Source organism: Aeromonas sp. SE22, from assembly GCF_038739755.1.
In the GTDB taxonomy this organism is placed as follows: Bacteria; Pseudomonadota; Gammaproteobacteria; order Enterobacterales; family Aeromonadaceae; genus Aeromonas; species Aeromonas jandaei.
In genome coordinates, this window is sequence record NZ_JBCGFD010000001.1 from 597663 (window position 1) to 623794 (window position 26132).

General features: G+C 52.8%; 26 protein-coding genes and 1 pseudogene. 17 read left to right on the top strand and 10 right to left on the bottom strand.

Going from position 1 to position 26132, the window contains the following annotated elements; genetic code table 11:
* The first annotated feature begins 192 nt into the window (after window positions 1–192).
* Complete coding sequence (locus AAHA39_RS02595; protein ID WP_320656834.1) at window positions 193–1578, top strand: tryptophanase; 1386 nt, start codon at window positions 193–195, stop codon at window positions 1576–1578.
* A gap of 132 nt (window positions 1579–1710) precedes the next feature.
* Here AAHA39_RS02595 and cdd read toward each other — a convergent pair whose 3' ends face one another.
* From cdd to AAHA39_RS02610, 3 genes are all read right to left on the bottom strand, one after another.
* Window positions 1711–2595 carry a cytidine deaminase gene (gene cdd / locus AAHA39_RS02600; protein WP_320656833.1) on the bottom strand — a complete coding sequence of 295 codons (885 nt, stop codon included), beginning with the start codon at window positions 2593–2595 and terminating at the stop codon, window positions 1711–1713.
* A gap of 185 nt (window positions 2596–2780) precedes the next feature.
* Complete coding sequence (locus AAHA39_RS02605) at window positions 2781–3467, bottom strand: LrgB family protein (RefSeq protein WP_320656832.1); 687 nt, start codon at window positions 3465–3467, stop codon at window positions 2781–2783.
* Window positions 3464–3820 (bottom strand): CidA/LrgA family protein, encoded by a 357-nt coding sequence (locus AAHA39_RS02610; RefSeq protein WP_005333279.1) that lies wholly within the window; start codon window positions 3818–3820, stop codon window positions 3464–3466. Before AAHA39_RS02610 ends, AAHA39_RS02605 begins: the two co-directional genes overlap by 4 nt.
* A gap of 160 nt (window positions 3821–3980) precedes the next feature.
* On the opposite strand from AAHA39_RS02610, the gene AAHA39_RS02615 reads away from it, so the two are divergent.
* Entirely contained in the window at window positions 3981–5690 is a 1710-nt protein-coding gene (locus tag AAHA39_RS02615; protein WP_320656831.1) for a glycoside hydrolase family 36 protein, read from the top strand.
* A gap of 70 nt (window positions 5691–5760) precedes the next feature.
* Here the strand turns inward: AAHA39_RS02615 and AAHA39_RS02620 are convergent, their stop codons facing one another.
* Window positions 5761–6261 carry a hypothetical protein gene (locus tag AAHA39_RS02620; protein ID WP_041207893.1) on the bottom strand — a complete coding sequence of 167 codons (501 nt, stop codon included), beginning with the start codon at window positions 6259–6261 and terminating at the stop codon, window positions 5761–5763.
* 133 nt (window positions 6262–6394) lie between these two features.
* The gene (sbcB, locus tag AAHA39_RS02625; RefSeq protein WP_320656830.1) at window positions 6395–7810 is read right to left on the bottom strand and encodes an exodeoxyribonuclease I; all 1416 of its coding nucleotides are present in this window, start codon (window positions 7808–7810) and stop codon (window positions 6395–6397) included.
* A 188-nt stretch (window positions 7811–7998) separates the two neighbouring features.
* Between sbcB and AAHA39_RS02630 the strand changes: the two genes are divergently transcribed.
* On the top strand, window positions 7999–9192 hold the full coding sequence (locus tag AAHA39_RS02630; RefSeq protein ID WP_320656829.1) for a tyrosine-type recombinase/integrase: 1194 nt from the start codon (window positions 7999–8001) through the stop codon (window positions 9190–9192).
* Window positions 9193–9226: 34 nt separating this feature from the next.
* Here AAHA39_RS02630 and AAHA39_RS20560 read toward each other — a convergent pair whose 3' ends face one another.
* Window positions 9227–9406 (bottom strand): helix-turn-helix transcriptional regulator, encoded by a 180-nt coding sequence (locus tag AAHA39_RS20560; protein ID WP_407707139.1) that lies wholly within the window; start codon window positions 9404–9406, stop codon window positions 9227–9229.
* 507 nt (window positions 9407–9913) lie between these two features.
* On the opposite strand from AAHA39_RS20560, the gene AAHA39_RS02635 reads away from it, so the two are divergent.
* The gene (locus AAHA39_RS02635) at window positions 9914–11284 is read left to right on the top strand and encodes an SVAGG family GlyGly-CTERM protein (protein ID WP_320656828.1); all 1371 of its coding nucleotides are present in this window, start codon (window positions 9914–9916) and stop codon (window positions 11282–11284) included.
* Between the two features lie 241 nt (window positions 11285–11525).
* Here AAHA39_RS02635 and AAHA39_RS02640 read toward each other — a convergent pair whose 3' ends face one another.
* The gene (locus AAHA39_RS02640; protein WP_320656827.1) at window positions 11526–12449 is read right to left on the bottom strand and encodes a WYL domain-containing protein; all 924 of its coding nucleotides are present in this window, start codon (window positions 12447–12449) and stop codon (window positions 11526–11528) included.
* 100 nt (window positions 12450–12549) lie between these two features.
* Between AAHA39_RS02640 and AAHA39_RS02645 the strand changes: the two genes are divergently transcribed.
* The 11 genes and pseudogenes from AAHA39_RS02645 to AAHA39_RS02695 all read left to right on the top strand — a co-directional run bounded on the left by AAHA39_RS02645 (window position 12550) and on the right by AAHA39_RS02695 (window position 23574).
* A complete protein-coding gene (locus AAHA39_RS02645) occupies window positions 12550–12840 on the top strand; it encodes a DUF4258 domain-containing protein (RefSeq protein WP_320656826.1) in 291 nt (96 codons plus the stop codon).
* 6 nt (window positions 12841–12846) lie between these two features.
* A complete protein-coding gene (locus AAHA39_RS02650; protein WP_320656825.1) occupies window positions 12847–13491 on the top strand; it encodes an ADP-ribosylglycohydrolase in 645 nt (214 codons plus the stop codon).
* A gap of 211 nt (window positions 13492–13702) precedes the next feature.
* Window positions 13703–14621, top strand: a pseudogene (locus AAHA39_RS02655) (IS5 family transposase).
* Between the two features lie 312 nt (window positions 14622–14933).
* Entirely contained in the window at window positions 14934–15878 is a 945-nt protein-coding gene (gene yhfZ / locus AAHA39_RS02660; RefSeq protein WP_320656824.1) for a GntR family transcriptional regulator YhfZ, read from the top strand.
* Between the two features lie 22 nt (window positions 15879–15900).
* On the top strand, window positions 15901–16269 hold the full coding sequence (locus tag AAHA39_RS02665; RefSeq protein ID WP_320656823.1) for a hypothetical protein: 369 nt from the start codon (window positions 15901–15903) through the stop codon (window positions 16267–16269).
* Window positions 16269–17147, top strand: coding sequence for a phosphotriesterase family protein (locus tag AAHA39_RS02670; RefSeq protein ID WP_320656822.1), 879 nt, complete (start codon window positions 16269–16271; stop codon window positions 17145–17147). The genes AAHA39_RS02665 and AAHA39_RS02670 overlap by 1 nt, the downstream gene beginning before the upstream one ends.
* Before the next feature lie 14 nt (window positions 17148–17161).
* Window positions 17162–17521 carry a DUF2620 domain-containing protein gene (locus AAHA39_RS02675; RefSeq protein WP_320656821.1) on the top strand — a complete coding sequence of 120 codons (360 nt, stop codon included), beginning with the start codon at window positions 17162–17164 and terminating at the stop codon, window positions 17519–17521.
* 10 nt (window positions 17522–17531) lie between these two features.
* On the top strand, window positions 17532–18833 hold the full coding sequence (locus AAHA39_RS02680; RefSeq protein ID WP_113739467.1) for a YhfT family protein: 1302 nt from the start codon (window positions 17532–17534) through the stop codon (window positions 18831–18833).
* Between the two features lie 72 nt (window positions 18834–18905).
* Window positions 18906–20069 carry an alanine racemase gene (locus AAHA39_RS02685; RefSeq protein WP_320656820.1) on the top strand — a complete coding sequence of 388 codons (1164 nt, stop codon included), beginning with the start codon at window positions 18906–18908 and terminating at the stop codon, window positions 20067–20069.
* Between the two features lie 10 nt (window positions 20070–20079).
* Window positions 20080–21297, top strand: a complete 1218-nt coding sequence (locus AAHA39_RS02690; RefSeq protein ID WP_320656819.1) for a phosphopentomutase — start codon at window positions 20080–20082, stop codon at window positions 21295–21297.
* A gap of 90 nt (window positions 21298–21387) precedes the next feature.
* Window positions 21388–23574: a carbohydrate-binding protein gene (locus AAHA39_RS02695; RefSeq protein WP_320656818.1), complete on the top strand. Its 2187-nt coding sequence runs from the start codon at window positions 21388–21390 to the stop codon at window positions 23572–23574.
* Window positions 23575–23667: 93 nt separating this feature from the next.
* Here AAHA39_RS02695 and AAHA39_RS02700 read toward each other — a convergent pair whose 3' ends face one another.
* Window positions 23668–23898, bottom strand: coding sequence for a hypothetical protein (locus AAHA39_RS02700; RefSeq protein ID WP_320656817.1), 231 nt, complete (start codon window positions 23896–23898; stop codon window positions 23668–23670).
* Between the two features lie 146 nt (window positions 23899–24044).
* On the opposite strand from AAHA39_RS02700, the gene AAHA39_RS02705 reads away from it, so the two are divergent.
* Window positions 24045–24302, top strand: a complete 258-nt coding sequence (locus AAHA39_RS02705; protein ID WP_320656816.1) for an ADP-ribosylglycohydrolase — start codon at window positions 24045–24047, stop codon at window positions 24300–24302.
* Window positions 24303–24340: 38 nt separating this feature from the next.
* On the opposite strand, the gene AAHA39_RS02710 is transcribed toward AAHA39_RS02705, so the two are convergent.
* Window positions 24341–24997, bottom strand: a complete 657-nt coding sequence (locus tag AAHA39_RS02710; protein ID WP_320656815.1) for a HEPN domain-containing protein — start codon at window positions 24995–24997, stop codon at window positions 24341–24343.
* Between the two features lie 120 nt (window positions 24998–25117).
* Complete coding sequence (locus AAHA39_RS02715; protein ID WP_139443821.1) at window positions 25118–25321, bottom strand: hypothetical protein; 204 nt, start codon at window positions 25319–25321, stop codon at window positions 25118–25120.
* Window positions 25322–25531: 210 nt separating this feature from the next.
* Here AAHA39_RS02715 and AAHA39_RS02720 point away from each other — a divergent pair, with 210 nt between their 5' ends.
* Window positions 25532–25936, top strand: coding sequence for a hypothetical protein (locus AAHA39_RS02720; protein WP_320656814.1), 405 nt, complete (start codon window positions 25532–25534; stop codon window positions 25934–25936).
* The last annotated feature ends 196 nt before the right edge of the window (window positions 25937–26132 follow it).

The window sequence follows — 26132 nt, forward strand, 5'->3', positions numbered from 1 at the left end:
AGCTACGCCCCGGGCAGCTTGCCTGCTCGCCCACTGGTATACCCGGGATCCCATTCTCACCTTCGACTTTCCTCACCGCTGATTGGCGGCACCTGCCGTTTGAATTTGTCAGCCGGACGACCCTGATCGCCCCGGCCTCTTTGCCAATCCCGATTTCAAACACACTGGCCTTGCGCCGGTGAGGAGTCTTTTATGCGTCGTATACCCGAGCCGTTTCGTATCAAGATGGTCGAGCCCATCAAACAGACCACTGGCGCCGAGCGCCGTGCCGCCCTCGAGGCCGCTGGCTGGAACCCCTTCCTGCTGCTGGCCGAAGATGTCTATATCGATCTGCTGACCGACAGTGGCACAGGTGCCATGTCCGATCGTCAGTGGGCCGGCATCATGATGGGGGATGAGGCCTATGCGGGCAGCCGCAACTTCGTCGAGTTGGAGCGCGCGGTGCGCGACATTTTTGGTTACCAGCATGTGATGCCCACTCACCAGGGGCGCGGGGCGGAGCAGATCCTCTTCCCCGAGCTGGTCAAACGCTGCAAGGGCAAGGCGCCGGTGTTTATCTCCAACTACCACTTCGACACCACCAAGGCCCATGTGGAGTTGGCTGGCGCGCGGGCCATCAACCTGCTCACCCCGAAAGCCCTCGACACCACGGCCCCCTACGCCTGGAAGGGGGATTTTGATCTTCCTCGCCTGACCGATACCATCGAGACTATGGGGGCCGACAACGTGGCCGGTGTCATCATCACGGTGACCTGCAACAGCGCCGGTGGTCAGCCGGTCTCCATGACCAATATGGAGGCGGTCGCCGCGCTGGCCCGTCGCCACCATATTCCGGTGGTGATCGATGCCGCCCGCTTTGCCGAGAACGCCTGGTTTATCAAGGAGCGGGATCCGGCTTATGCCAAGTGCAGCATCAAGGAGATAGTGCGCCAGATGTTCGCGCTGGGGGACATCTTCACCATGTCGGCCAAGAAGGATGGGTTGGTCAATATCGGCGGGTTGTGTTGCTTTAAAGAGGATCTCGAGCTGTTCCGTGCGGTGCAGGTGCGCTGCGTGGCGATGGAGGGGTTTGTCACCTACGGTGGCCTTGCCGGACGGGACATGGCGGCGCTCGCCATTGGCCTGCGCGAGGGGATGGATGAGGAGTATCTCACCTATCGTATCAGTCAGGTGGCCTATCTCGGCGAGCGGCTGGCCGAGGCGGGGATCCCGATCCAGACCCCCACTGGCGGCCATGCGGTGTTTGTGGATGCCAAAAAGCTGCTGCCCCATATTCCGGCCGAGCAGTTCCCCGCCCATGCGCTTGCCTGCGAGCTCTATCTGGAAGGAGGCGTGCGCGGGGTGGAGATAGGCTCCCTGCTGCTCGGTCGCGATCCCGCCACCGGCAAGCAGGAGGCGGCGGACTTCGAGCTGTTGCGTCTGACCATTCCGCGCCGGGTCTACACCCAGGATCACATGGACTATGTGGCCGACTGCCTGATCGCGGTGAAAGCGCGGGCCAGCGACATTCGCGGGCTCACCTTTGACTACGAGCCGCCGCTGCTGCGCCATTTCACCGCGCGGCTAAAACCTGTCTGATCAGCAACCGGTTAGACGGGGTGATCAACCGCGCCAAGCAGTGAGATCAAGGGCTGCCCCCGATTAAACGGCCAAGTAAAAAGCCCCCGCACCAAGGTGCGGGGGCTTTCGTTTATCGAAGCAAGGCCGGGATCAGACCGCCTGATACTCCAGCTCGACCGAGCCCAGCGCCTTAAGAGTTGACTGGGCGGAGTCACGCTGGCTGATCTGGCCGTTTTTATTCTCCAGCAGCACGGCGCGGCGGATGGTGGCGAGATCTTCGCCGTTAAGCACCGCATGGGCGCAGGCCATCTGCATCGGCGGCAGGCTGGGGTTGAAGGCGGCATTCTCGGCGTAGCGGCCAGAGAAGATGCGGCCATCGGCAAACAGCAACGCCACCGCGGCATAGCCCTGGCTATAGGGGGCATAGCTTTGACGGGCAGCGGCCAGCGCGGCCTGCCACAGCGGGTCTTCGCTTTCAAGCGTGAGTTCTGCGTGATCCTGCGGGCTCATCAGCGCATCCGTGATGTCGAGGTCCGCTGGGCCAAACGAGTGGGGCAGGAAGGATTGCAGGGCACTCAGGTCATCGGGCAGAGAGACTTTCAGGATCTTGGCGGTGCTCAGCTCGTTCATGAACTGACGGCAGTGGCCGCAGGGGGTGTAGTTGACGGTGATTTCAGAGATCCCGGTCTCGCCACCCAGCCAGGCGTTGGAGATGGCGGACTGCTCGGCGTGAACCGAGTGGAACAGACCTTGCCCTGCAAACTCCATGTTGGCGCCGAAGTACCAGCTGCCGCTCAGGCCGCAGGCGATGGCACCGACGTAAAACTTGGAAATGGGTGCCACCGAGCAGGCAGCAGCCAGCGGCAACAGGGCGAGGCGCAGGGCGCGATCATCGAGACCTGTGGCGGCTTTCAGGGTGGCGACTTGCTCCGGCGTGAAGCGGGCGTTGAAGTCGGCACTATCCAGCATGGGCTGCACGGCTGCTTTGAGCGGGGCAGAGAGGGTATCGAATGGCTTGGCAAAACGGGGATGCATAGTGTGTCCTCAAAGGCCAATTGGGCGGCCATTGTAGGGAGCAAGCTCGGGTAAATGTGTGAGCAGGCTCACGCCCTGATGGGCAAACAGAGGGGGATGGTAATGGAAACGTTTGTCTTGTGCAAATTGTGCGGCAGGTCGCATCCCGACAGCGCTGCAGAGCCGTCGGGGTGGTTAATCATCGGTCAGGTGAGCCAGTGATAGACGGCAAAAAGGAGGGGAGCGACGGCCGCGGTGAGGATCCCGCACACCACCATGGCGAGCGATGCAAAGGCCCCCTGGGTGATCCCCTTCTCGGCGGAGGTGGCGGTGCCGATGGCGTGGGCACAGGCCCCCATGGCGAGCCCTTGCGCTTCCGGGTCGGTCACTTTGAACAGTTTGAGCAGCGGGTAGCCGATCAGGGCGCCGACAATTCCCACCACCACCACCACGGCGGCCGCGATGGCGGGAATGCCGCCGATGGACTGGCTGACGCTCATTGCGAGCGGGGTGGTGATGGATTTGGTCGCCAATGAGGCGAGCAGCGCCGGATCTGTGCCCATAAAATGACCGATCAGCAGGGTTGTGCACACCGAGATCAAGACGGAGGCGAGGGTACAGATTAGGATGGGCTTGAGCTTGGCCTGGATCTGGCGCGCTTGCTGATAGAGCGGCAGCGCCAGCGCCACCACGGCGGGCTCCAGCAGCATGGTAATGGGGCTGCTGCCGCGCTCGTACTGCTCAAGGGGCAGATCGAGCCAGAGCAGCAGGCCAATGATCACCGCGGTCGGCACCAGCACCGGATTGATGATGGGCCAGGGCAGGCGTCGATAGAGGGCGCGGGTGGCGAAATAGAGCGCGAGCGTTAAGGGAATGGCGAGCCAGAAGATCATTTGTTCATCCTCTGGTAGAGCCGACCGACGGTAGCGAGGATCAGCACGATCCCGAGCACGATGCAGAGCATGATGACGCCGAAGGACTGGCGCAGGGGCTCTAGCCAGGCCACCAGTCCGACCGCGACCGGCACGAACAAAACGCCCATGTGGCGCAGCAGTAAGCCAGCGCCCAACTCGACCCAGTGCAGCTTGATCAGTTGCAGGGAGAGCAGCACAAACAGCAGCAGCATGCCGATGATGCTGCCGGGAAAGGCAAACGGCAGGATGGCTGCCACGGATTTGCCTGCCAGCAGGCAGGCGACGATGACCATAAAGTCACGAAAGTACAGCAAGGCGCGTTGCGCGATCACGTGAACCTCATCGACTGGGAAGAAAAATCGCAGTTTACCAGAGAGGCCGGGTCGCGGCATTAAAACAATAACAACTGAAATCAGTTCATTTGAAGCTGATTTGATTGGCATTTTTTGAAAAGTGCCCGATAGAACCCTTTTCGAACTACAAGGAGTAGTGATGACATCCCTCTTGTCCCGAGTTCGCCAGCTGGCGAACGATAGTGCGTTGCCACCCCATCTGCTGCAAACCCGTCAGTGGGAAGGGCCCCTGTGCCGGGTGCGACTCGACAACACCGGCGCTGTTGCCACCCCGGTTGAGCGCTGGGTACTGTTTGACGGCAAGCTTGGCCTGCCGGTGGAGAGCGCCATCTATGGCGAAGGATTCCAGATGCTGGCCCAGACCATGGGTAGCTGGCAATCACCACAACATGTCGGCCGTTGCCCCGATTCCAGCGTCTATCGTATTACCGATGACAATGGCTATCACACCATTCACAACCTGTTGCTGGTAGAGCATAACAAGGGGTGGCTGCTGCTCGCCTTTGCCAGCTGTCACCGTTTTGGCGGGGAGTTTCGCCTTTACCCTGATGGTCGCTTGCAGATCCTGATGAACTGCGAAGGGCGAAAACTTGCGGCCGGTGGGCACTGGCAGAGCGAGTCGCTGATCTGCCTCGAAGGGGCTGAGCGTGAGGATCTGCTGGCCGAGCTGGCGCGGATGATCGAGGTCGAGCACGGCTCGCTGATCGGCAAGGTGAGTGAGCGCCCGAGCGGCTGGTGCTCCTGGTATCACTACTACGCCGAGGTAAGTGCCGCCGACATTCGCGAGAATCTGCAGGTGCGCGCCGAGCGCTTCCCTGCGCTGCGCTATGTGCAGATAGACGACGGCTATCAGGCCAAGATGGGCGATTGGCTGACCCCGTCGGCCAAGTTCGAGCAGGGCGTTGCGGCACTGGCTGCGGAGATCAAACAGGCTGGCTGCGAGCCTGCCCTCTGGGTCGCCCCCTTTATTGCAGAGCCCGGTTCACAGGTGTTTCAGGATCATCCCGACTGGTTTGTGAAGGGGGATGACGGCCTGCCGCTCCCCTCCGAGCGGGTCACCTATGGCGGTTGGCGTTGTACCCCTTGGTATGTGCTGGATGGTACCCACCCCGAGGTGCAGGCGCACCTTGAGCAGGTGTTCCGCACCCTGCGCGAACAGTGGGGCATCCACTACTTCAAGCTCGATGCCAACTTCTGGGGCGCCATCCACGGTGGCCGTTTTCACGATCCGGCTGCCACCCGGGTTGAAGCCTATCGGCGCGGCATGGCCGCCATTCTGCGCGGTGCTGGCGATGGTGCCTTCCTGCTCGGTTGCAATGCGCCCATCTGGCCAAGTCTTGGCCTGGTGCACGGCATGCGGGTGAGCGATGACGTGGAGCGCAATGGCCACCGCTATCGCCAGATCGCTCGCGAAGCCTTCTGCCGCGCTTGGCAAAATGACAAGCTCTGGGCCCTCGACCCCGACTGCATCTGTCTGCGTGATCTGCCTAGCCAGCAGGCAAGCAAGGTGGATTACAGCTTCCATCTGGCAGCTCTGGTGGCGAGCGGCGGGATGATGCTGGCGGGTGATCGACTGCAAGATCTCGATGAGGAGCAGGCAGCGCAACTGCGCAAGCTGCTGGCGCTTTGCGCTGCCCGGGCACCCTCTGCCCGTTTCGAGTCGATGGACTTTGCCTGTGGCGAAGTAAGCCTGCCCGAGGGCGGCACGCTGCTCTGCCTCTTCAACTGGGAGGGGCAACCACAGGAGTTTCTGCTGCCAGAAGGGGGAACCGATTTTTGGCATGGGCAGGCAGTCGGTACGGCTGTGACCCTGCAAGGGGGCGAAGGGCGGGTGATCCGTTACGTCTGATAAGGCTCGTCTCTCAAACAATTCAGGCTCCTTCGGGAGCCTGAATTGTTTGCTATTTAGGGGGCCTGTGTCAGTAACGCCACTCGACGCCAGCCGCGTATTTGGCGGAACCATAGCCCGGGATATCGCTGCCCGAGGTGATGGCCTTGAGGGTGAGATTAGGGGTGATTGGCATACCAAAGCCAAAACCGATAGCCAGCCGATCGTTGGGGTTACCCATCACATCGACCCGCATCACCCGGTAAAGCGACATATCTTCGCTCAGGTGCATATAGGCCTGAGACGCGCGGTTATAGGCCTGGCCAAACACCTCCAGCTGAAAGCCGGACTGGGCGGAGATGACCAGCGGTACCCCGACAAACTTGTAGAGGTTGGAGCTGTTGAAGTAGCTGTTGGTGACCTGAGGCGTGAAGTCGGTCTGCTGGTACAGGGTGCTGAAGCTGTGCTCAACGATGTGATAGGTCTGCTCTGGCAACAGCGCAAGGTAGTCCGGCATATCGAACCGGTATGCGGCGTTGGCTGCCAGCGGCAGCAGGGCCAGTAATCCAAGCAGAGCGTGGTGACGAGGCATCAGCAAATGGCTTCCGTTCGATAGAGGCAAGACAGAGGGATGCAACACATTGGTTTTTGAGAAGATCCCCTTCGTCATTATGACTTGAAGAAGGGGATTGGCGAGGAGGATTTAGTGTGAAATCACTCACAACTCATAAATCTTCCAGATAGTGGTAGAGACTCTTAAGAATCGCAAAGTTTCGTTCGTTACCCTGATTCTGCTCTGCCAGCGCTTCGAGACGCGGTACATAGTCAGGCAGACGGTTGCTGAAGTAGTCGCTGCAGTGCAGGCGCCAACGTTTCTGCTCCGCTTCGCTCAGAGTGTGCGGCCAGTTGCGGGCGCGGTAGCGAAACAGCATCTCCGGCAGCCGTGCGTCGGTGAAGGCAAACTCCCGCTCGCCCAGCAGATCTGCCGGGGTGGCGCGCACCAGATCCATGGTGGACTTGTCGCCGTGACCGAAGAAGCCGGCGTAGAGCTGGGTATCAGGATCGCCGTCACTGCTGCCCGCAAACTCCTGATTGAACACTTCCACCAGCTTTTCCCGCACTTCGGGGTGGGCGCGCAGCAGATCCAGGCTCTTGCGGCACTGCTCCCGATCGATGCCCAGCTGGTCGGCCCGCTCTGCCGTAAGGGTGGCGGCCGGTGCAAGTACCGGACACTTGTTGATGTGCACCAGTTTGACCGGAATGCCCGCCAGATCCCCCAGCTCCTCTTTCTTGGTGTAGAGGCGCTCGCGGATCTCTTCGCTGGTGAGCTCGATAAGCGGGGTGGGGTCGCGGGTCAGATCTACCATGATCACCGCGTTCTGGTTGGTGGGGTGCCAGGCGAGGGGCGAGACCCAGCTTGCACACCCCTGCCAAGGGGAGAACATGCCGGAGACGTGCACCAGCGGTTTCATGGTCACCACGTCGATCAGTGCCTTCACCTTGTTCTTGTTGCGAAGGCCAAACAGGTACCCGAACAGCTTGGGTTGGGCCTTTTTCACCAGCTTGGCCATCTCGATGGTGGCCAGCACGTCAGAGAGTGCATCGTGGGCATTGGCATGGGCGACGCCGTTGGCGACCGTCAGCTTCTCCAGCCGGAAGCTCGGCTTGCCCTCATCATCAAAGGCCCACTCGATCCCCTCCGGGCGCAGGGCGTAGCAGGCCCGCAGCATGTCGAGAATGTCCCAGCGGGAGTTACCGTTCTGCCAGCTGTAGGCATAGGGGTCATAGAAGTTGCGATAGAGGGTGTAGCGGGTCACCTCGTCATCGAAGCGGATGCTGTTGTAGCCCAGCACACAGGTATTCGGAGTGGCGAACTGCTCGTGGATCTGGCGAATGAAATCCGCCTCGCACAGCCCGTCCTTCATCGCCTTTTGTGGCGTGATACCGGTAATCAGGCACGCCTCCGGATCTGGCAGGTAGTCCGCTGGCGGTTTGCAATAAATGACCAGCGGCTCGCCAATTATGTTGAAATCCGCATCGGTACGAATACCGGCAAACTGCGACGGCCTGTCCTTGGCGGGGCTGATGCCGAAGGTTTCGTAGTCGTGGAAATAGAAGGTAGGATTTGTCTGCTGGTTCATTTCGTGGTTCTGAATTGTGTCTATATGCTTGAAAAACAAGTCGTTATACGGAGTGTTATCTCAGATTGTCTCACTTTGTCCGATCTTGATTCAGTCCGTTTCAGACCAGTTTGGTACATATCTGTGTACACGTTAGGACGCGTTAATGTGTCAGTGAAAAATCAGATGACCAGTCACAGGAGAGTCATATGCCACTTACTGATATGAAGCTACGGGCCCTCTATGGTAAGCCCTACTTTGGCAAGACGGAATTGTCAGACCGTGATGGACTGTCAGCTCGGGTCACCGAGCGAGGCACCATCTCGTGGCAATATCGCTATCGCTGGCAAGGAAAAGCAGCGAGACTCAAAATTGGACGCTATCCCGACCTTAAACTCGCTGATGCCAGGGCGTTGATCCCTGCTATCCGTGGTGCACTTGAGCGTAATGAACATCCCAGAGTTTTCTGGGATAAGCTCCACCAGAAGCATGATGTCACACTGAAACAGTGCTGCGAGCATTTTCGTGAGCACCATCTGCCCAAGCTGCGGCCCCGTACTGTCGTGCTCTATGAGCATACCATGCAGCGCTATTTCGAACCTCTGTTTATTGGTATTCCGGTTGAACAGATCCCGTTTTCGAGCTGGCTGGAGTGGTTTGATAAGATAGGCAAGAAAAAGCCGAAAAACGCTGGGCATTTATTGCGCAGGTTGAAATCCATTCTTAGTTTTTGTATTCGGCGTAATCTCATTGGTGGCTCCCCGGTGCTGCAATTACGCACCGAAGATGTGGGCTCTCAACCTGAGAGAGGTACTCGTGTGCTGACCATGCGAGAACTCGCTCAAATTTGGATTGCCTTTGAACAGAGCAGGGCCAGCCGCGGATTAAAATTGGCAGCCAAATTGGTGATCCTGCTTGGCTGTCGTAGCGGCGAGGCATTGGGTGCACAGTGGAGTGAGTTCAATATGGAGGAGCAAATTTGGACGGCTCCCGCTGCTCGAGCCAAATGTGGTGCGCCAATACGTCGGCCTATTCCTGGCAGGGTGATGATGTTGCTGCAAGAAGCGGCAGCGAGATCTCGGCTAAGGGGAGGGCCAGTATGTCGCTCGCCAGTGAATCCAAAAAGATCGTTGAGCAGTGCGTCTCTGATCCAGTTAGCAGAGCGTGTTCGAGATAAACTGGATCTGCCGTATTGGCGTATGCACGACATGCGTCGAACGTTGAGTACGCGTTTATCGGAAGAGCGAGTTCTACCACAGGTCACAGAAAAAATGCTTGGTCACAGGATGGCGGGTGTCATGGCTATATACAATCTACATGACTGGATTGATGAGCAACGTGAGGCATATGAATTATGGGATAAAAAATTAATGGAGGCAGTAAAATCATTGCGGGAACTCTAAATATAACCGAACCAAAGTTGATGTAATTCATCATCTAAGATGAGTGATTTCCCCTTGATATCCAATTATTTACCGCTGCGGTAGAATAAAATCCTTTATTGATAGGTGGTGGAAATTTGTCTTCTTTAATCCACCTGTACAGCGTCGATCTGGATATTTCAAGTTTTTTTAATAGCGTTTTGGTTTTTATTAGTGCTGGTTCATTGTTGTTCATATATCCTCCTATTTTTTTAGGAGGTTAAACATGATTGGTATATGTGTCAATTTACCATATTTTTAGACAGCTTGCTTTTATGATATAGAAAACATTCATACTGCGAAAATCAATTTAATAATTGTTTTTGTGTATTATAAAAGCAATGGGAATGGCTATGGAACAATATGGATTATGGTCATGATATGTAAATTTCAATAACATTTTTGACTCCTTTTAGCTCTCGATGGTTGGGTATGGAGTGTGTTCGTGTTGTTAAGTCAACGGGTGGCTCTATTCATTATTGGTAGAGTTGAAAAAGCGATTGAATAGGTTAGCCACGAGGGGGTAATAAAAGTGGGGGTTAAGCAGAGAGTTAATAAAGTTTTTGTGTTTTAAAGGATTGTGAATTCGTTCACAAATCATGATGTATGTTTTTTAAAAAAACATGTAGCTCATTGTGGTTGGGATTCAATGGTGTATTGTCTGCGGTTTCATATGGTTATACTAGTTCCGGAGAAACTATTGATGTCAAAGCTACTCTTTATGGCTGCAACCTTGGTTGCAAGCAATGCGGTGATAGCCACTACGGTTATCGATGTAAACGTAATGGTGCCCAAGTCCATCGTTGCTCAGGATGGTGCTGAGAAGGTATTTAACACTATTCACCAGCGCGTAGCGGCTATGGACGACTATTACACTAGTCAACGTACCGGCATCGTCAAAAATGGCAATCCTGAGAACCTGCATTTCGAGGTAAAGCAGATCCTCGTTATGAGCGATACCGTCCTGAACCCGACGTGTAAAACAGGCTACTCAGCCGCGGTTGTTCTGCTCAACGAAAAGGTTATCGGTGTTCGTAGCTCTTATGGCCCGAACTTCGGCATCATGGCGCCTCCGCTGTGGGACGGTGTATGCACCAACGAGCAGGACATTCAAGACCTGACCTTCGCTGCGCACAGCTCTGGTGCCGATATGTGGATCACCACCAAGGGCGGCCCAGATGGCAAGTTTGATGGGATGGCTACTTCCGGCGCTGATTTTATGGTGAGTCGTTATGACACCACCCCTGATACCTACGCACATGAAGCATTCCACCTGTTCGGCGCAGAAGATCTTTACAACCGTAAAGGTGCAGAAGGATTCTGCGACCAAGGGGGCATCTGGGCTGGTCGTCTGATGTGTGGTTACGGTGATCTGACCAAGAACAACATGTTCGGTGGCAGTCCTTCTGCCATTGACCAAGGGGATATTTACCCTTACGGTCCAAGCGAGAGGTATTTACTCCAAAACTTCTACAACAACCCTGACAGCCCTGATGCCGCTCGCCTGTTGACGATGCCTGATGGCAACCTCCGCGCTTACTACGGATGGACAAAAGGCACTGGTGCAGGCGTCATGCCGAGTGCAGACGTTGCTGATCGCACTTTCACAATGAAAGTAGACAGCACTACCCTGACTAATGCGAAGCCGTACATCGATGTTACCATCACTGCCTCTGGCACTGATGCTGCCGGTAAGCGTCTCTCTGTAGAGCTGTATAGCGAGTCTGGCAGCGCGGTTGTGGGCCAGCACTACAACGATGGTATCTCGCAACTGGTGCGCTTTGACCCGACGACTGGACAGACTGCTCTGGATGCTACGGGCAACCCGACCTACACAGTGCGCGTGACAGCGCGTGACCTGGCGTTCGTCGGTGCCAAGAGCTTTACCCTCGGCCTGCGTAGCGGTACTGGCGGTAATGTGATTACCCAGCCAATCGTTATCACTGTACAAGGTGCCAACACTGATGATGGTCGCAACGATGGTGGTGACAACGGTGGCGGTGGTTCGACAGGACCGATCTCATTGCTGACTTTGGTTATCTGCGGGTTGGTTCGCCGGCTTAAAATGTGTTGATAAGCCTTGTACCAATACCTTTTTCATCATTATGGCAAGGTGGTCAAGCTGCGTTGGCATGGTAGGTCGCCAAAGCACCCAGATGTTATGAGTGTTGCCGAGAATAATTACGGGCGTCCCCAAAACACGAATTCCGATTAAACGATTTATTACAGTCAAGGCTCCCACCATGTCGGGAGCCTTTCTTATTTCTATCTCTCTTTGCCGGATGTGCGGAGAAGTCGGACATCATGGCGCAGGGTTAACTTGGTCGCATTTGTAGGTCTGCACTCTTGAGCTTGAAGGTACAGCCTTGCTGGATGAGCTCCTCCCGATTTGCCAGCACCAGCGGGTAGAGCAGGGGATGTTGTTGATGTTCTCCGTTATAGCTCACTTGCATCCGTTCCAGTGCGTAATGCACCAAGGGGATCCGTTGGCTGATCAACAGCTGGTTCCCTGTCATGGCATAGTCTCTGGCAATGATGGCCTGTTGTCCTTCACTGAGCCCGGGATTGGGAACGACTACCGCAGTCACCTGGGTGTTCCACTCCAGATCCTGCTCCCGGCCGTGAGGAGAGGCATCCAGCAGATCCGGTTCGCCCAGAAAACGACTCATCACAAAATCCAGATATTCCCCTTTCTTCTCGCAGTAGGCACGTACGTGCCAGCGGATCCCGTCATAGACCAGGGTGTGGGGCACGATATTGCGGCCACTCTGCTCCTCTGAACTGAGGGATACGTAATCGACATCGACCCGCAGTTGGCCGCGCGCCGCCTGCACCAAACCCCGCACAATCTTGGGGTCGATATGGCGGTTCGGCACATCCAGGATCTCGATATGGCCGTAGCGCAAATCCATCAGCGGCAGCGTTAACAGGCCCGCTTCATGTTGGCGCTGGTGCTGCTTTTCACGGTGTAGCAGCATCAGGTACTCATCCACTTTTCCCTCACTAAAGCGCGGGACAAAGTGCTCTGTGGGTTTGTATCCCTTCAGGCTTCTGTCATAGACCAGCCCCTCCGGTGAGTAGTGGGTCAGGTAGTGGTTGATATCCCGTGACGCCTGTTGGCGACCGATATTGAAGGCGGTCATCAAATGATTGGTAGTCAGCCGTCCCTCCCACTGCAAGACGATCTCCAACAGACGAAAGCGCAGGGTTTGATCCCAGGTGAGCTCTTTGGGTGCCATACGTGCTCCAAAATGCGACATGTTTATGTAACCAGTATCGGCATGAGTATACAGGCTACATATAATGAGTCCATCGAAATGAGCGCCAAAGGAGCATGTCATGAACGGGAAGCTGGATAGTGCTTACAGCCATCACGCCGCGTGCCGGATGCAGCAGCGCGGTATTGCTCCCGAGTTGGTAGAGCTGCTGCTGAGCATCGGACGTTCTTCTTATCACCAGGGGCGCGAACTGGTTTATCTCGATCGCAAAGGAGTTGCCATGCTGCAAGCCGAGTACGGATTGCCAGCGGAATGCTGCCAGCGGCTGCGCCGTCACTATCTGGTCCTGCAAAACGGCGAGATTGTCACCGTCGGTCATAAAACCACTCACTTCAAACGCGATCGTCACTGAGGCGCTATGAACTCAAGTCTGTTATCAGGTCAGGCGGCCATGCCCCTGATCAGGGGGATCTATTGCTTGCTGTCAGCCGAGCGGGCCAAGGCGTTGACCGCTTTGCTTGCCCAAGGCGCGTGTCACCAAAGGGGTGAGACTTCACCACTGGCGGTGGTGACGGCATTGGCTATCCATGTCGAGCAACATCGACTGGATTGCACGTCACAGCCCATCTATCTGGGGCGTGAGCAACTGATGACCGGTGCAGCCGATTTGCTGGGGGAGGATGCCAGCTTTGAAGATCAGGATGCGTTTCGTCTGTTGGCGCTGCTACTCGACAAATTGCTGCGAGGAGGGCGTGGCAGCCGTCAGGCCAAGCTGGATGGACTCACGCCAAGCGTGATGGAGCAGCGGATGCTGGCGGCCAGATCCCCGAATACTGGTTTGGTGGTGCGTGGTAGCTGGCGGCGCAAGTCTCGTAATCAGCTGGGCCATGCCAGTTGGCTGGATGTAGTGGAGGCTGCCCTCTGGTGCTTCTGGCATGGTGACGATTTGGCAAGCGGCGAAGTGCTACTCGGTGTGCTGCTGGGCAGGGATGAGCGAGTGCGGCTTGTTTATGGTCTGCTGGTGGGTGCTTTCTACATGGGGGAGCCTTTCAGGCTCGAGTGAGTTTGTTTGAATTATTCAGCAAGTGATTTAAATATAACAGGAAAATGAACTTCTGCAGTTTATGTCCACGAACTTCTGCATGTGGTGTTTCAAATATGAAACAACTGGACAGGTCTGGCTTGGCTCTATTACGGACATTGTTTCCCAGATCGATACCGTTTGAATGGAACTAACTGAGGACTTGGTGATCCATCCTCTTCAAGTCTGCATCATGGGCACGTCGCTTCATCCCATCACCAACTGGCCTCAATACAACAAGTTTTTGATTAATCGTGGTTCACTCACCTTCTGGGTTGATACCGATGCCATGCACAACTGGTTTAATCAAGACCATCACGGGCTACGGGACCGCAGCCAGCTCTACAGCGACCAGAGCATCTGCACCTTAGATGCTCAAGGGGAATTTCAACCTCACTCTGCTGGCCACTCAGGGAATACTCTACTCCTTGTTCGCGTTGATGAATGTGCCGCTATGTCGGTCGGACTATAGCGGTGCCAGCAAGCGGGTAAGCACGGTGACGGTGGCGTATCGGCAGCCATTTAAAGCGAAGGTTACCGACCAGGTATCGACTCAACTGGGCTGAAGGTGTTTGGTGAAGGCGATTGGAAGGTCAGAAAACACGGCACCGAGAAGCGGCGAGTCAGGCGCAAGCTGCATCTGGCGCTAGAGCCGGCCACTCACAATATCGTGGCAGCACAAGTCTCGTTGGAAAATGTCCATGATACCGAGGTGTTGCCCACCTTGCTCAACCCACTGCGGCGCAAGCTAGGACGTGTTTATGAGGATGACGCCTATGACAGCAAAGCCAGCCATCAGCTTATCTCGCGCAAAGGGCCGACAGCAGCCTGTATCCCGTCTCGCAAGAACGCTGGACTCTGGAAAAAGGGGCACCCAAGAAATGAGGCCGTGCTGGTGATGCGTAAGGAAGGGCTGGCGCACTGGAAGAAGATATTGGGGTATCACCGTCGCTCGCTGGCAGAGACGGCGATGTATCGGTTCAAACAGTTGCTGGCTGGGAAAATCAGTCTGCGTAACTACAACGGCCAAGTGGGAGAAGTAATGACGTATGTAAGCGCCATAAACAAACTGAACACTCAGGGTTTTGCCCGTTAGACAGCCCCGAATGTAGCAGTCACCAAAGGCTGGGGCAGTTGCTGCTTGGTTTGGGAAACAACGCCTATGATTGTTTTGACTTGTCTATCTGATGCTCTCGGAGACAGTTCTATAGGATCAAACACCGAAGTTGAAGTTAGTTCATCTGATTATAATTTCAGGTTTATTTTAATGTTTTTCAACTAAATTATGGTGTTATTGTTGTTTTATGGCGTCATTATTGGCATTTTTGTAGAGCATATGTTGCTCTCATTGTCTCCTGGAAGCTTCTCTCTTATCCGATTTGTTATGAAGGCGCTCACAAAATTGAGCAATCGTTTGGCTTTTGATGAAATCTATGCTGTATTATTTATTCAAAATAATGAAGATAAAGACGATGACAAACGCATACATCAGTAAAGAAGGCATGGCAGTGATATGTCTTGCAAAGTATCTCATGACGACACGGCCTGACGACCGTCTGAGGACCATAGATTCCTTGTCAGAGGAGATTGGTGTATCGGTTGGATTTATACAGAAGGCGTTTACCACGCTGGAAAATGACAAGGCGGTCAGCTTGAGTAAGCAGGGGCGTAATGGCACTTATATTCGGCAACTCGATTATCAAAAGCTTGTCCGTTACTCCGGCATCAGCCATGTGGTGTGTGCCATGCCGCTGCCTTATACAAAGCACTACGAGGGCCTGGCCAGTGGATTGAAGGCACAACTTGGCAGCCTGCCACTCTACTTTGCTCATATGCGTGGCGCTGATGTCCGTGCCGAATGCTTGAAAAAGGGTGTCTATGACCTAGCCATTATGTCCAAGCTTGCTGCTGGAACATTGGGTAGTAGCGTTAAGATCTTAGCGGATCTGGGGGTAGAGTCCTATTCACTCGAGCATCGCTTGATTTATCGGGAAAACGAATATGAGACTATCAAACGCGTGGGGGTCGATCCGGCATCTCCTGATCAGCGAATTCTGACCGAGAAGGCGTTTGCAGAAAAAGAAATTGAAATTGTCGAGATCAACTATTCCAACAGCTTGAGTTATCTCGTTTCCGGGCAGATAGATGCGGTCGTGTGGTTGCCCGAGGCCATCGATATGAATGTATCGGGGCTGTGCGAAAAATCGCTCCAGCATATTGATGAATGTCGCCAAGCATCACAGGCGGTCATTCTTGTCGGTCGCCAGAGCCAGCATGTCAGCGAGCTAATTAGTAAGTTACTTGATGTTCATCAACTATTGGTCCATCAGCGTTTAGTAATTGAAGGGAAGTTGATACCAAGTTATTAATATTTGAATATGGAGATATGCAGTGATAGCGCGATTACAGTTACTCCGGTCAGCCGATGTGATCAGTCATGATGCATTAAAAGCATGTTTAGTGGTAATGGAAGACCTCAGGGAGAGTTTTCCAGTTGGTGATGATAACGAACAATTCCAGATGATGATTGTCCATCTGGCCAGGGCATTTGATCGGATTAAGTCAGGAACACCAATAGAGCAAGGCATGGATCCAACCCTGTTTGATGAAGTGCAGGAAGATCCATTCTTCCATGATATTGATGTGCTCAACAAAAGACTGCTTGATAAAATTGATCTTGCGACAGCTCCGGAGAGTGAAAAGTCATTTATGTTGAGTAATCTTTTATCACTGCACTACTCATGTCAGGAGGGTATGTAATGTCGATTAGCCTCGATGGTTACACCTATTGTCATGAACATCTGCACATTGACCTATCTTCACAGAAAAGGGATGAAGATTGTCTTCTTGATAGTTATGCGTCGATCCTGGATGAGCTTATTGCACTCAAACAGTATGGCGTGCTTAATATCATCGAGATGACAAATCGTTTTATGGGGAGAAATCCTCATTTTATTGAAAATATAATGCAGGATACCGGCATGAATATCCTGATGTCGACAGGTTATTACATCGAAGGTTTCTTCCCCGAGAAGCTATACCGTATGTCAGCTCGCGAGATATGCGGTGAGATAGTGCATGAAATCACGGTGGGTATCGATGACAGTGCACTTAAAGCTAGTGTCATTGGGGAAATTGGTAGTAGCGAGAACGCATTTACCGAAACGGAGCGAAAAGTCTTTGAAGCTGCAGCAATGGCGCATTATGAGACCGGCCGCCCAATCTCGACCCACCTTTCCATGAGCACCATGGCAAGAGAACAGGTGAAGTTATTCAAGTCGTATGCGGTCGCAATGGAAAGGGTCACTATCGGTCATTGCGATCTTAAAAATAATCTGGATGACATCTTGTGGTTGATCGAACAGGGTTGTCATGTTCAGTTTGACACTATCGGCAAGAACAGTTACTTCCCTGATTCGTCGAGAATCAACATGCTGAAAGAATTGGCTAGCAGGAATTTGTTGGATAGAGTCATGCTGTCTATGGATATAACTAGAAAATCACACCTTAAAAAAAATGGAGGCCTTGGATTTTGTTATCTGGTGGAAAGTTTTATTCCACAGTTACTTGAGTCAGGTATTAGTAAAACTCAAATAGAACAAATGTTACGTCTTACCCCTTACCACTTTTTTAAATGAGGCTGGATATAAAAATGAAAAAAATAGGGATTGCTGGATTGCAACGTGAGCAGATAAAGGCGCAGATTGAACACGCTGCACCGGGGGAGTTTGAATGTCATATTCTCAATGACATGGATGCCGCCATGAAGGTAAAAGCGGGAGTCCTGGATTATTACATCGGGTGTTGTAATACCGGTGCTGGGGCTGCACTATCAATCGCTATCGCCATTATCGGTTATCCGAAAAGTTGCACTATTGCTAAACCTTCCATCAAAGCTAAGCCCGAAGAGGTGGAGAAGTTTATTCAAGAGGGCAAGGTGGCGTTTGGTCTTTCAGTGGAACATGTCGAACATGCCATTCCTTTATTAATTACCAAGCTTGCCGCCAATTGAGGGCACAAAAATGGACATTATTCAATTAGGGTTAGTCACTCTGTTGTGTGCCATGACAGCTCTGTTGGCCAATATGAGTGCATCGGTATTTCATGACGGAATCAGGCCGATTCTACCCCAAGTCGTCGAAGGAAATATGTCGCGGCGTGATGCGGGATCCGTGGCGTTTGGCTTGTCGATTGGTTTCGTCGCCTCAGTCGGTATTTCGTTTACGCTTTCCACAGGTCTTCTAAACCCTTGGTTGCTCTTTTTACCGACCGACATTCTTGGTGTGATGATGGCTCGGCGCTGGCAAGCCGCATTAGCTGGCGGTTTGTGGGGGATTCTGGTTGTTACCTCTCTTTCCGGTGTGAATGCTGTATTGACAGGCTTGCCTGTCGATGCGGTTGGCGCGTTAGGTGAATTGGGTACGCCAGTGATGACCGCTTTTGCACTGTTTCCGCTGCTCGCCATCTTTTATCAGTTCGGTTGGAAAGCTGGTGCTATTTCGGCTGCAGTTATTGTGCTGGCTCGGCTGGCCACGATGAAATTTACCACTATTTATCCTGAGTCCCTGCAAATTTTCGTTGGGATGATGATGCTGGTGGGGACTGCCATATACAAAGACATCAACGATAAGAAAAATGGTATCGCGCCGCCTGATATGTCGGGTATGCACAGTTTGTTTGAAGAACGCACCAAGCGCATCATGAAAAACCTGCCGTTCCTAGCTGCAACCGGTGCGCTGGTTGCTGTGGTTGTCAACGCTGGTTATTTTGCTGGTTCTGAAGTCTCTATCTATCCGCTTGCCGATGCCTACAAGTTGACCGATCCTGTCGCGCAGCAGACGGCAATCAACCAGGTTGCTCTTTCAGAATTCATGCGCGGGCTTGGGTTTGTGCCTCTGATTGCCACCACTGCACTAGCCACTGGTGTATATGGTGTGGTCGGGATGACTTTTGTGTTTGTGGTCGGTTATCTCTCACCTAACGTACCTGTTGCAGCGGTGCTGGGGGCCCTGACCATTTGTGCGGAAGTATTCTTGCTGCGTCGGATTGGCCATTTCCTGGAACAATTCCCGTCTATTCGTAATGCCTCGGATAATATCCGTAATTCGATGAACACGCTGATGGAATTTGCACTCCTGATCGGTGGGGTACTGGCGGTGATGAAAATGGGTGGGACCACCGGGATTACCATTTTCACTATCTTGTTCTTCCTCAATGAGGTGATGGGCCGTCCTGTACTAAAAATTGCGGCTCCAGCTCTCGCTGCCATATTAACTGGTGTTGCGCTCAATATTTTCCATATCGTCGGAATTTTTAATATCTGACCCCAGGGTCACCCGGTTTGACAGCCTGAAAACTATTGGGCCGGGTAAGCTATATTTATAAGGTGAGCGAAGATGTTTCTTGATGCTTTGAAAAGACAAAATCCGAGATTTATAGAGTGTGCAGCTGAATTATTAAAATCCAACCAAATTCTTCCTGATACTTATATTATTGATGTCGACCAGTTTGTTGAAAATGCGAGGGTGATCAAAAAAACTGCAGATGAGTATGGGGTCACACTCTATGCGATGACGAAGCAATTTGGACGCAATCCCGTTTTAGCAAAATTGCTGATCGATGAGTTAGGTTATGATGGTATTGTCTGTGTTGATTTCAAAGAAGCACGCCATTATTCAGATCTGGGAATAAATGTTAGTCATGTTGGGCATTTGGTTCAACCACCTACTGGGATAGTCCATGAATTGGTGAGTGTTACCAAACCAGAGATTATCACCGTTTATTCTATTGAAAAGGCCAAGGAGATTTCATCTGCTGCAGTTAACGCGAATGTAGTTCAAAAGATTATGGTCAAGTTTTATCAGCATGGTGACATTATTTATCCTAGTCAGGAGTCTGGGTTTTTACTAAGTGAGCTGGATGAGGTTATCCAATTATTGTCAGCACTACCGAATATCGCTATAGCGGGGGTCACTCATTTTCCCTGCTTTCTCTATGATGAAGATAAAGATGTGACCGTGGCCACGCATAATTTCAGGACAACGATGATTGCCAAAGAGCAGGCTGAGCGAATGGGTTGCCGGATAACACAGGTCAATGTTCCGTCTTCAACTAGTTGTGAAACGATACCGCTAATGGCCTCTCGAGGTGGGACGCATGGCGAACCGGGACATGCCTTGACCGGTACGATTCCATCAAATCAGAATGGGGAACAGCCAGAAAAAATTGCAATGCTTTATTTGAGTGAGATATCTCATCAGCATAACGGAAATAGTTATTGCTATGGTGGTGGATATTATCGGCGTGGACGTATTCGTGGCGCACTGGCAATGGATGGCTCAGATCCACACGGACGCTTCATGCCTTTTGTGGCAGGTGATGATGGCAGCATCGATTACCACATCCAGTTGGCGGGAACGTGTCCCGTCGGCACACCCGTTATTATGGCTTTCCGCTCTCAGGTGTTTGTGACCAGAAGTGATGTTGCGCTGGTTTCAGGAATATCGACCGGGACCCCGAAAATCATCGGACTCTATGATTCGCAAGGGCGAGAGTTGTAAGGGAGGGATTATGGCAAGGTTTATTGTTGTCGTCCTCGATGGCTTTGGTATCGGCGAAATGCCGGATGTACTGGCCGAGCGACCACAGGATCACGGTGCCAATACAGCAAGAAAGCTCATTGAGCATTTTTCAGATAAACATCTGCCGACGTTGGCACGGCTTGGATTGTTGAATACGGTGTATCCCGTCAACTCAGTGATGCAACGTAGCCAGGCTGCAAACTGGGGTAAGTCAATGTTGGGCCATGAAGGGTGTGACACCTTTATGGGGCATCAAGAGATCATGGGGACCAAACCGAGAGCACCGCTACAAGCCCCCTTTAGTACATATATCGACAAGATAGAGGCGGGGTTGATTGCCGCAGGATACCAGGTCAACCGAATATATCGCGATGCGCTTGCCCTACTGGAGGTCAACAGCTGTGTCGTGATTGGGGATAACCTTGAGGCCGAGTTGGGACAGGTTTATAACATTACAGCCAATTTTAATTTAATATCATTCGATGACGTCGTGAAAATCGGGAGAGTAGTCAGAAAATATAATGACGCTGGACGAAACATAGCGTTTGGTGGACTGGTTGATTCAATGGATGACATCTATTCAGCCATAGAAACCAAACCAGACAAAAACGGAAATATAGCATTTATTGGGGTCAATGCTCCACGTTCCGGAGCCTATAATAACGGATTTAAGGTTATTCACCTTGGCTATGGAGTTGATCCATCGACACAAGTGCCACACTGTCTTAATCAGGTTGGAATCAAGACGTTCTTATATGGTAAAGTCGCCGATATCGTAGAGAATGAACACGGTGTTTCATATCCAGGAGTAGTCGATACCAATACACTGTTTGATTTATTGCTGCGGGATGTTATTCGGGAAGATAATGCATTTTTCTGCCTCAATGTTCAGGAAACGGATCTTTCCGGTCACCAACAAAATGCTGGACGTTACTGGAATACGCTCGAGAGAGCTGATGCCGGATTGTCAAAGATCTTGGACGTTATGTCCATAAGCGACCTCTTGATTGTTATGGCTGATCATGGCAACGATCCCTTTATCGGACATTCTCTTCATACAAGAGAAATGGTGCCAATATTGTTATTCAGCCATAAATCCAAGGGGCTTGAGTTAGGTGTTCGTGATACCCTATCTGATGTGGGGGCCAGTGTTGCCAAATTCTTTAATGCTCCCATGCCAGAATTTGGTTCGCCTATAAAGATCTAGTTCGACGATATATAAACACTAATTATGTTCTTTACACCTCACTTTTTATGCTGGTGAGATAGGCTTATATCATTAATCAGGAGTTGCTAGATGAAACATGGATTAAGTATTCCGTTATTAGGGTGCATATTTTTTGCAACCACGGCATCAGCCTCAACTGGAGGAATGCAGGAGTTTCTCGATAGTCTCAGAAATTTTGAGTCCGGTATCAATCCAGCACAGAGCCAGTTTTACCTCGATAATCTGGATAACCCCGTTTATGCCTACGCCAAGGTCACCAAACCTGGTCGACTGGTCAGGGACTGCGCCACAGGGACTATGGTGCAAGAACCCACCACGATAAAACAGTATTTTACCAAGCTGGGTCTTGGCAGCATCTATAACGAAAATACCCCGCATGACCCGGGCATGTTCAAGTTGATGCAGTATAGCTCGATGAACGCGTGGGGATTTGTCGGGTATCAACTGGGTGAGGCGGTAATGATAGATGCTGGCTATTACAGTCCGCCGACAGTACAGATTGCAGGTAAGGAATACGACAGCTTTTATATGTTTGTGCCCGATTCGACCTGGATCGGTTGTAAAACTGAGGCGCTGGCTGAAATCCCGGGATCAGGCGGTAATCAGGTGTACGTAACGGATATTAACCGCTGGCAAGGGCATTTTATCGGCAAGAACGGGGTCAACAATTTCACCGATTTCATCAAGCCCGATAAACAGGAGCTGGTGATCCGGGATGTCATGCACTTCAACTACAAGGTCATCAGCAAGCTCCTACAAGATGCCAATATGACCTGGGCACAGGCCTTGTCGAAAAGCTGGACCGATACGAATGATAACGGGCAACAGGTAACGGTCAAGGCAACTATGTCCGGTATCCTGGCCGCAGCTCACTTGCGTGGAGCGTGGGGAACCGCCGAGCTGTTGACCAAAGACAAGATCACGTGTGACGAGCAGGGAACTTGTATCACCAAATATGTGCATAAGTTTGGCGGTTACAACACGCTGTTTGATGTACCGGGTGACAGCGTCACTCAAGGCTCCCCTTACGATGAAGTACTGATGGCGGGGTGGGGGAATGACACCGTGATCTTGGGGGGTGGCAAAAACCAGTTGCTACTCAATGAGCAGAGGGGCTCTATCACCACGGTTACCGACTTTGTTATCGGCAAGGATAAGATCGTACTACGTGGGTGGTCCAGCGAATTACCTCTGGCGTCCATGATGGTCACTCAAGGGAAAAATGGCGCTGAAATCGATGTTTCTGGGCAAAAAATTATTTTGAACAACATCAATGTTGGCGATGTACTGGCCAATCCTTCACAAGTGATCATTCAGTCCATGGTGTACACGCTGGCGTGGAATTCAGGCAAGCAGGTCGTCGCCCAGTTTGACCCCAAGGTGGATCGTATCGAGGGTTCGTCGGGGATTGGGTTCAAACATCTCAAAGCTTATGAGACCAGTTCCTCGGTGGTGATTGGTCCCCAAGCCGATGACGGTGGCATTTATGCTTCGTATGAGCTGATGGGGTTGACGTTGGCCGACCTGTCGCCTGACATGTTCCTCAACGTGACCGGCAGCTTTGATCGTCTGGGTTTTATCGTGCCGCTTGACCACAAAACCTGGGGCTGGAATATGTCGCTGGTGGTGAACAGCTTCAATCCGCAAAAAACGGTGCTGACAGTTCCGAGCAATCAGCCAGTGCCATTTTCTGCTGTAAAGTTGACTCAAAATGGCGCCAACACCGAGCTGACCTTGCTCGAGCCGTTTGCCAAGGGTGACAAGAAGATCGTTATCCTGCGCAATGCCGATGTGAAGAGTCTCTCTGAACGGAACTTCTCCGGCTTCAGCGGTCAGTACAAAGAGGTGACGATCGATATTCCCGTGATGTTTGACATTCGTGCCAGTGTCGTCGGCACCGGTGGCACTATCTCTCCTGCACCGGATACTGCAGGTATTATTCAGGCAAAAGGGGGAAGTGCACTGACACTCGCGTTCATTCCTGATCCCGGATATCGAGTGAAGAGTATCACCGTCGATGGCGCGGCCCAACCGGTGGCGAGCGCTTATACCTTCCCCAGCTTGGCGGCCAATCACCGCCTTGAAGTGAGCTTCGAGAAGGGTAGTGCCTGTCCGGCCTCCTGGAACAGCACCCAAGTGTACAACACCGGTGACAAGGCGACCTATGTCGGCAACATCTATGAGGCCAAGTGGTGGAACACCAATAACCAGCCGGACCAAGGTGGTCCCTGGAAGCTGCTAGGGGCTTGTCAGTAAAGTGTGTGCTGACACGTGACCCTAATGCGGTCGCTTCTTATCTAAAAATTCCCGAGCATTGCTCGGGAATTTTTCTTTTGAATTTCATTCCCTTTACCCGTTGTTACTTTTGTGTCTGTCAGACGAGCTGAGTTGTGTCAGCAAATCCGCACTCTTGAGCTTGAAGGTACAGCTTTGCTGGATGAGCTCCTCCCGGTTGGCCAGTACCAGCGGGTAGAGCAGGGGATGTCGTTGATGTTCTCCGTTATAGCTCACCTGCATCCGCTCCAATGCGTAGTGCATCAAAGGGATGCGCTGGTTAATCAACTGCTGGTTCCCTGTCATGGTATTGTCTCTGGCAATGATTGCCTGCTGACCCTCGCTGAGGCCTGGATTGGGAACGACTACAGCTGTCACCTGAGTGTTCCACTCTAGCTCCTGCTCCCGGCCGTGAGGGGAGGCATCCAGCGGATCCCGTCATAGACCAGAGTGTGAGGCACGATATTGCGGCCACATCCCCGAATAGCTGCCCCGTGGTGCGTGGTAGCTGGCTGCGCAAGTCACGCAATCAGCTGGGCCATGCCAGCTGGCTGGATGTAGTGGAGGCAGCCCTCTGGTGCTTCTGGCATGGTGACGACTTGGCAAGCGGCGAAGTGCTACTCGGTGTGCAGCTGGGCAGGGATGAGCGGGTGCGGTTGGTCTATGGTCTGTTAGCCGGGGCTTTCTATCTGTCAGATCGGACGGATTGAAGCCGCGGGGCCATCGCAGCCCGCCATCTTGCGGATGATTAACCAGCCAGCTCAACCACCGGATAACAGGCATCTCCCCACAGGGTATCGGGATGGGTCATCATCAACTCGATGATCACCGGCACCAGTTTGCCGAGCAGGTTGGCACAATCCTTCAATTGTTTGCGATTGACCGAGCTGTTCCAGGTCGCACCGCCATGAATTAGCTGGTTGCGCAGGGTATAGAGGCGGTTAAACACCACGCCCAGCAACTGTGGGGTGTTGCTGCTGGCGAGGGCCTGGTTTGCCATCTTCTTGCCTTGTGCCAGCCGCTCCTTCCACTGGGCTTCGCTTATTTTGCCGCTGTGATAATCCCAGAAGCCTTGCAGTACAAACGGGGTATCCAGCAGTATGCGGATACTGCCAGAGAACTCCTGCCAAACCAGATGCTCGATCTTTTTGTGCTCATCCAAGTCGCACAGTTTCTCCAGAAAGCCTTTGAAGGTCTCCTGTTCCGAGAGGCGACGATCGTCATCGATTTCAGTGGCATAAGCCGCATTGAATGCAATCCAGAGAAAGATAAAGCGGCCATCTTCATCTTCGGCCATTTCAGCACGTTGCAGCCAGCTTAAGGCACGATGAACTCGCAGGTTGAGATTGCTGGGAGAGTGTTCACGCAGAGTCCGTTGACGAGTTTTCAACTGTTCAAAATTCAACGACGATCTCCTTCTCGATCAGATGAATAGCCAGCTTTGACAACCATACTCTCTGTCCTGCTGCTTGATCATCAGGTTGATGAAGAACTGGCTGGAATAGCAATGTGGTGATAGCAGCGGTTACTTGCGGATGACACCCTTCAGCGTTGCAATGGCCAGCTCCACCATGGTGGCCGACGATTGTTCCAGTGGGGCATGGTGGCACTCTGGACAGGCCTCAAACCAGGTGTGGCCACGTACCATAACATCGCTCTTGGGAACAACCGTCTTGTGCCAGCCACAGGTTGGACAGCGATAAGTAGAAGGGGGTGGTTGTATCGGCATGATATCCCTCAGGCAAGTTCCATTTGGCCTAGAGTAACACGGCTCAAATTATTGCAGTGAGCTCCTTGTTCACACTCTTTAGAGTCAAAGTTGTATCCGCCTGAAAACACGACATGTGCAAAACCCCAGTATCGAAGCTGTGCGGTTGGCCCGGTATAGTCAGCCGAGTTCACATCAGAGGGGATATGCGATGAGTAACCAACCCGGCTTTTGGTTAGCGACACGCCCGTTGTCATTAATCGCCCTGTTGCTGGGCCTAACGCCTGCACCTATCGGGAGAATGCGCTGGGCAACACTATCTACCAGTGTGATGATGGCAAACAGGGCACTCTGCGTGAGGATGCACTGGGCAACATCAACGACTCGGGTTCCGGCATCACCTGGCGCACCGATCCGTTGGGCAACCTCAAGGGCAGCGATGGCACCACCTACCGCAAAGACGCACTGGGCCATGTGCGTGGCAGCAATGCCAAAACCGGCGAACGGGTGACGTGGCGTGAGGATAGTCTCGGTAACCTGCGTGCCTCCGATGGCACCGTCTGCCGAACCAACTCGCTGGGGCAACTCAAATGCCGTGGCGAGAGTACACCGCCACCCTTGCTTGAAGGCAAATGATGGCTTTTGCAGCAAACGGTCGGCGATCACACTCTGATGTGATATCAGGCATGGTTGTAACGGGGCCAAATGGGTAAACTCGTCGGCAATTTCTGGCTCCGTAACCGGCAAGGTTGTGAATCTCTGCCTCTTTTCGTTTTACAGGCCCCTTGGTGTACACAGACTCTTATCGGAATACCTGACTCATGGCTATCAA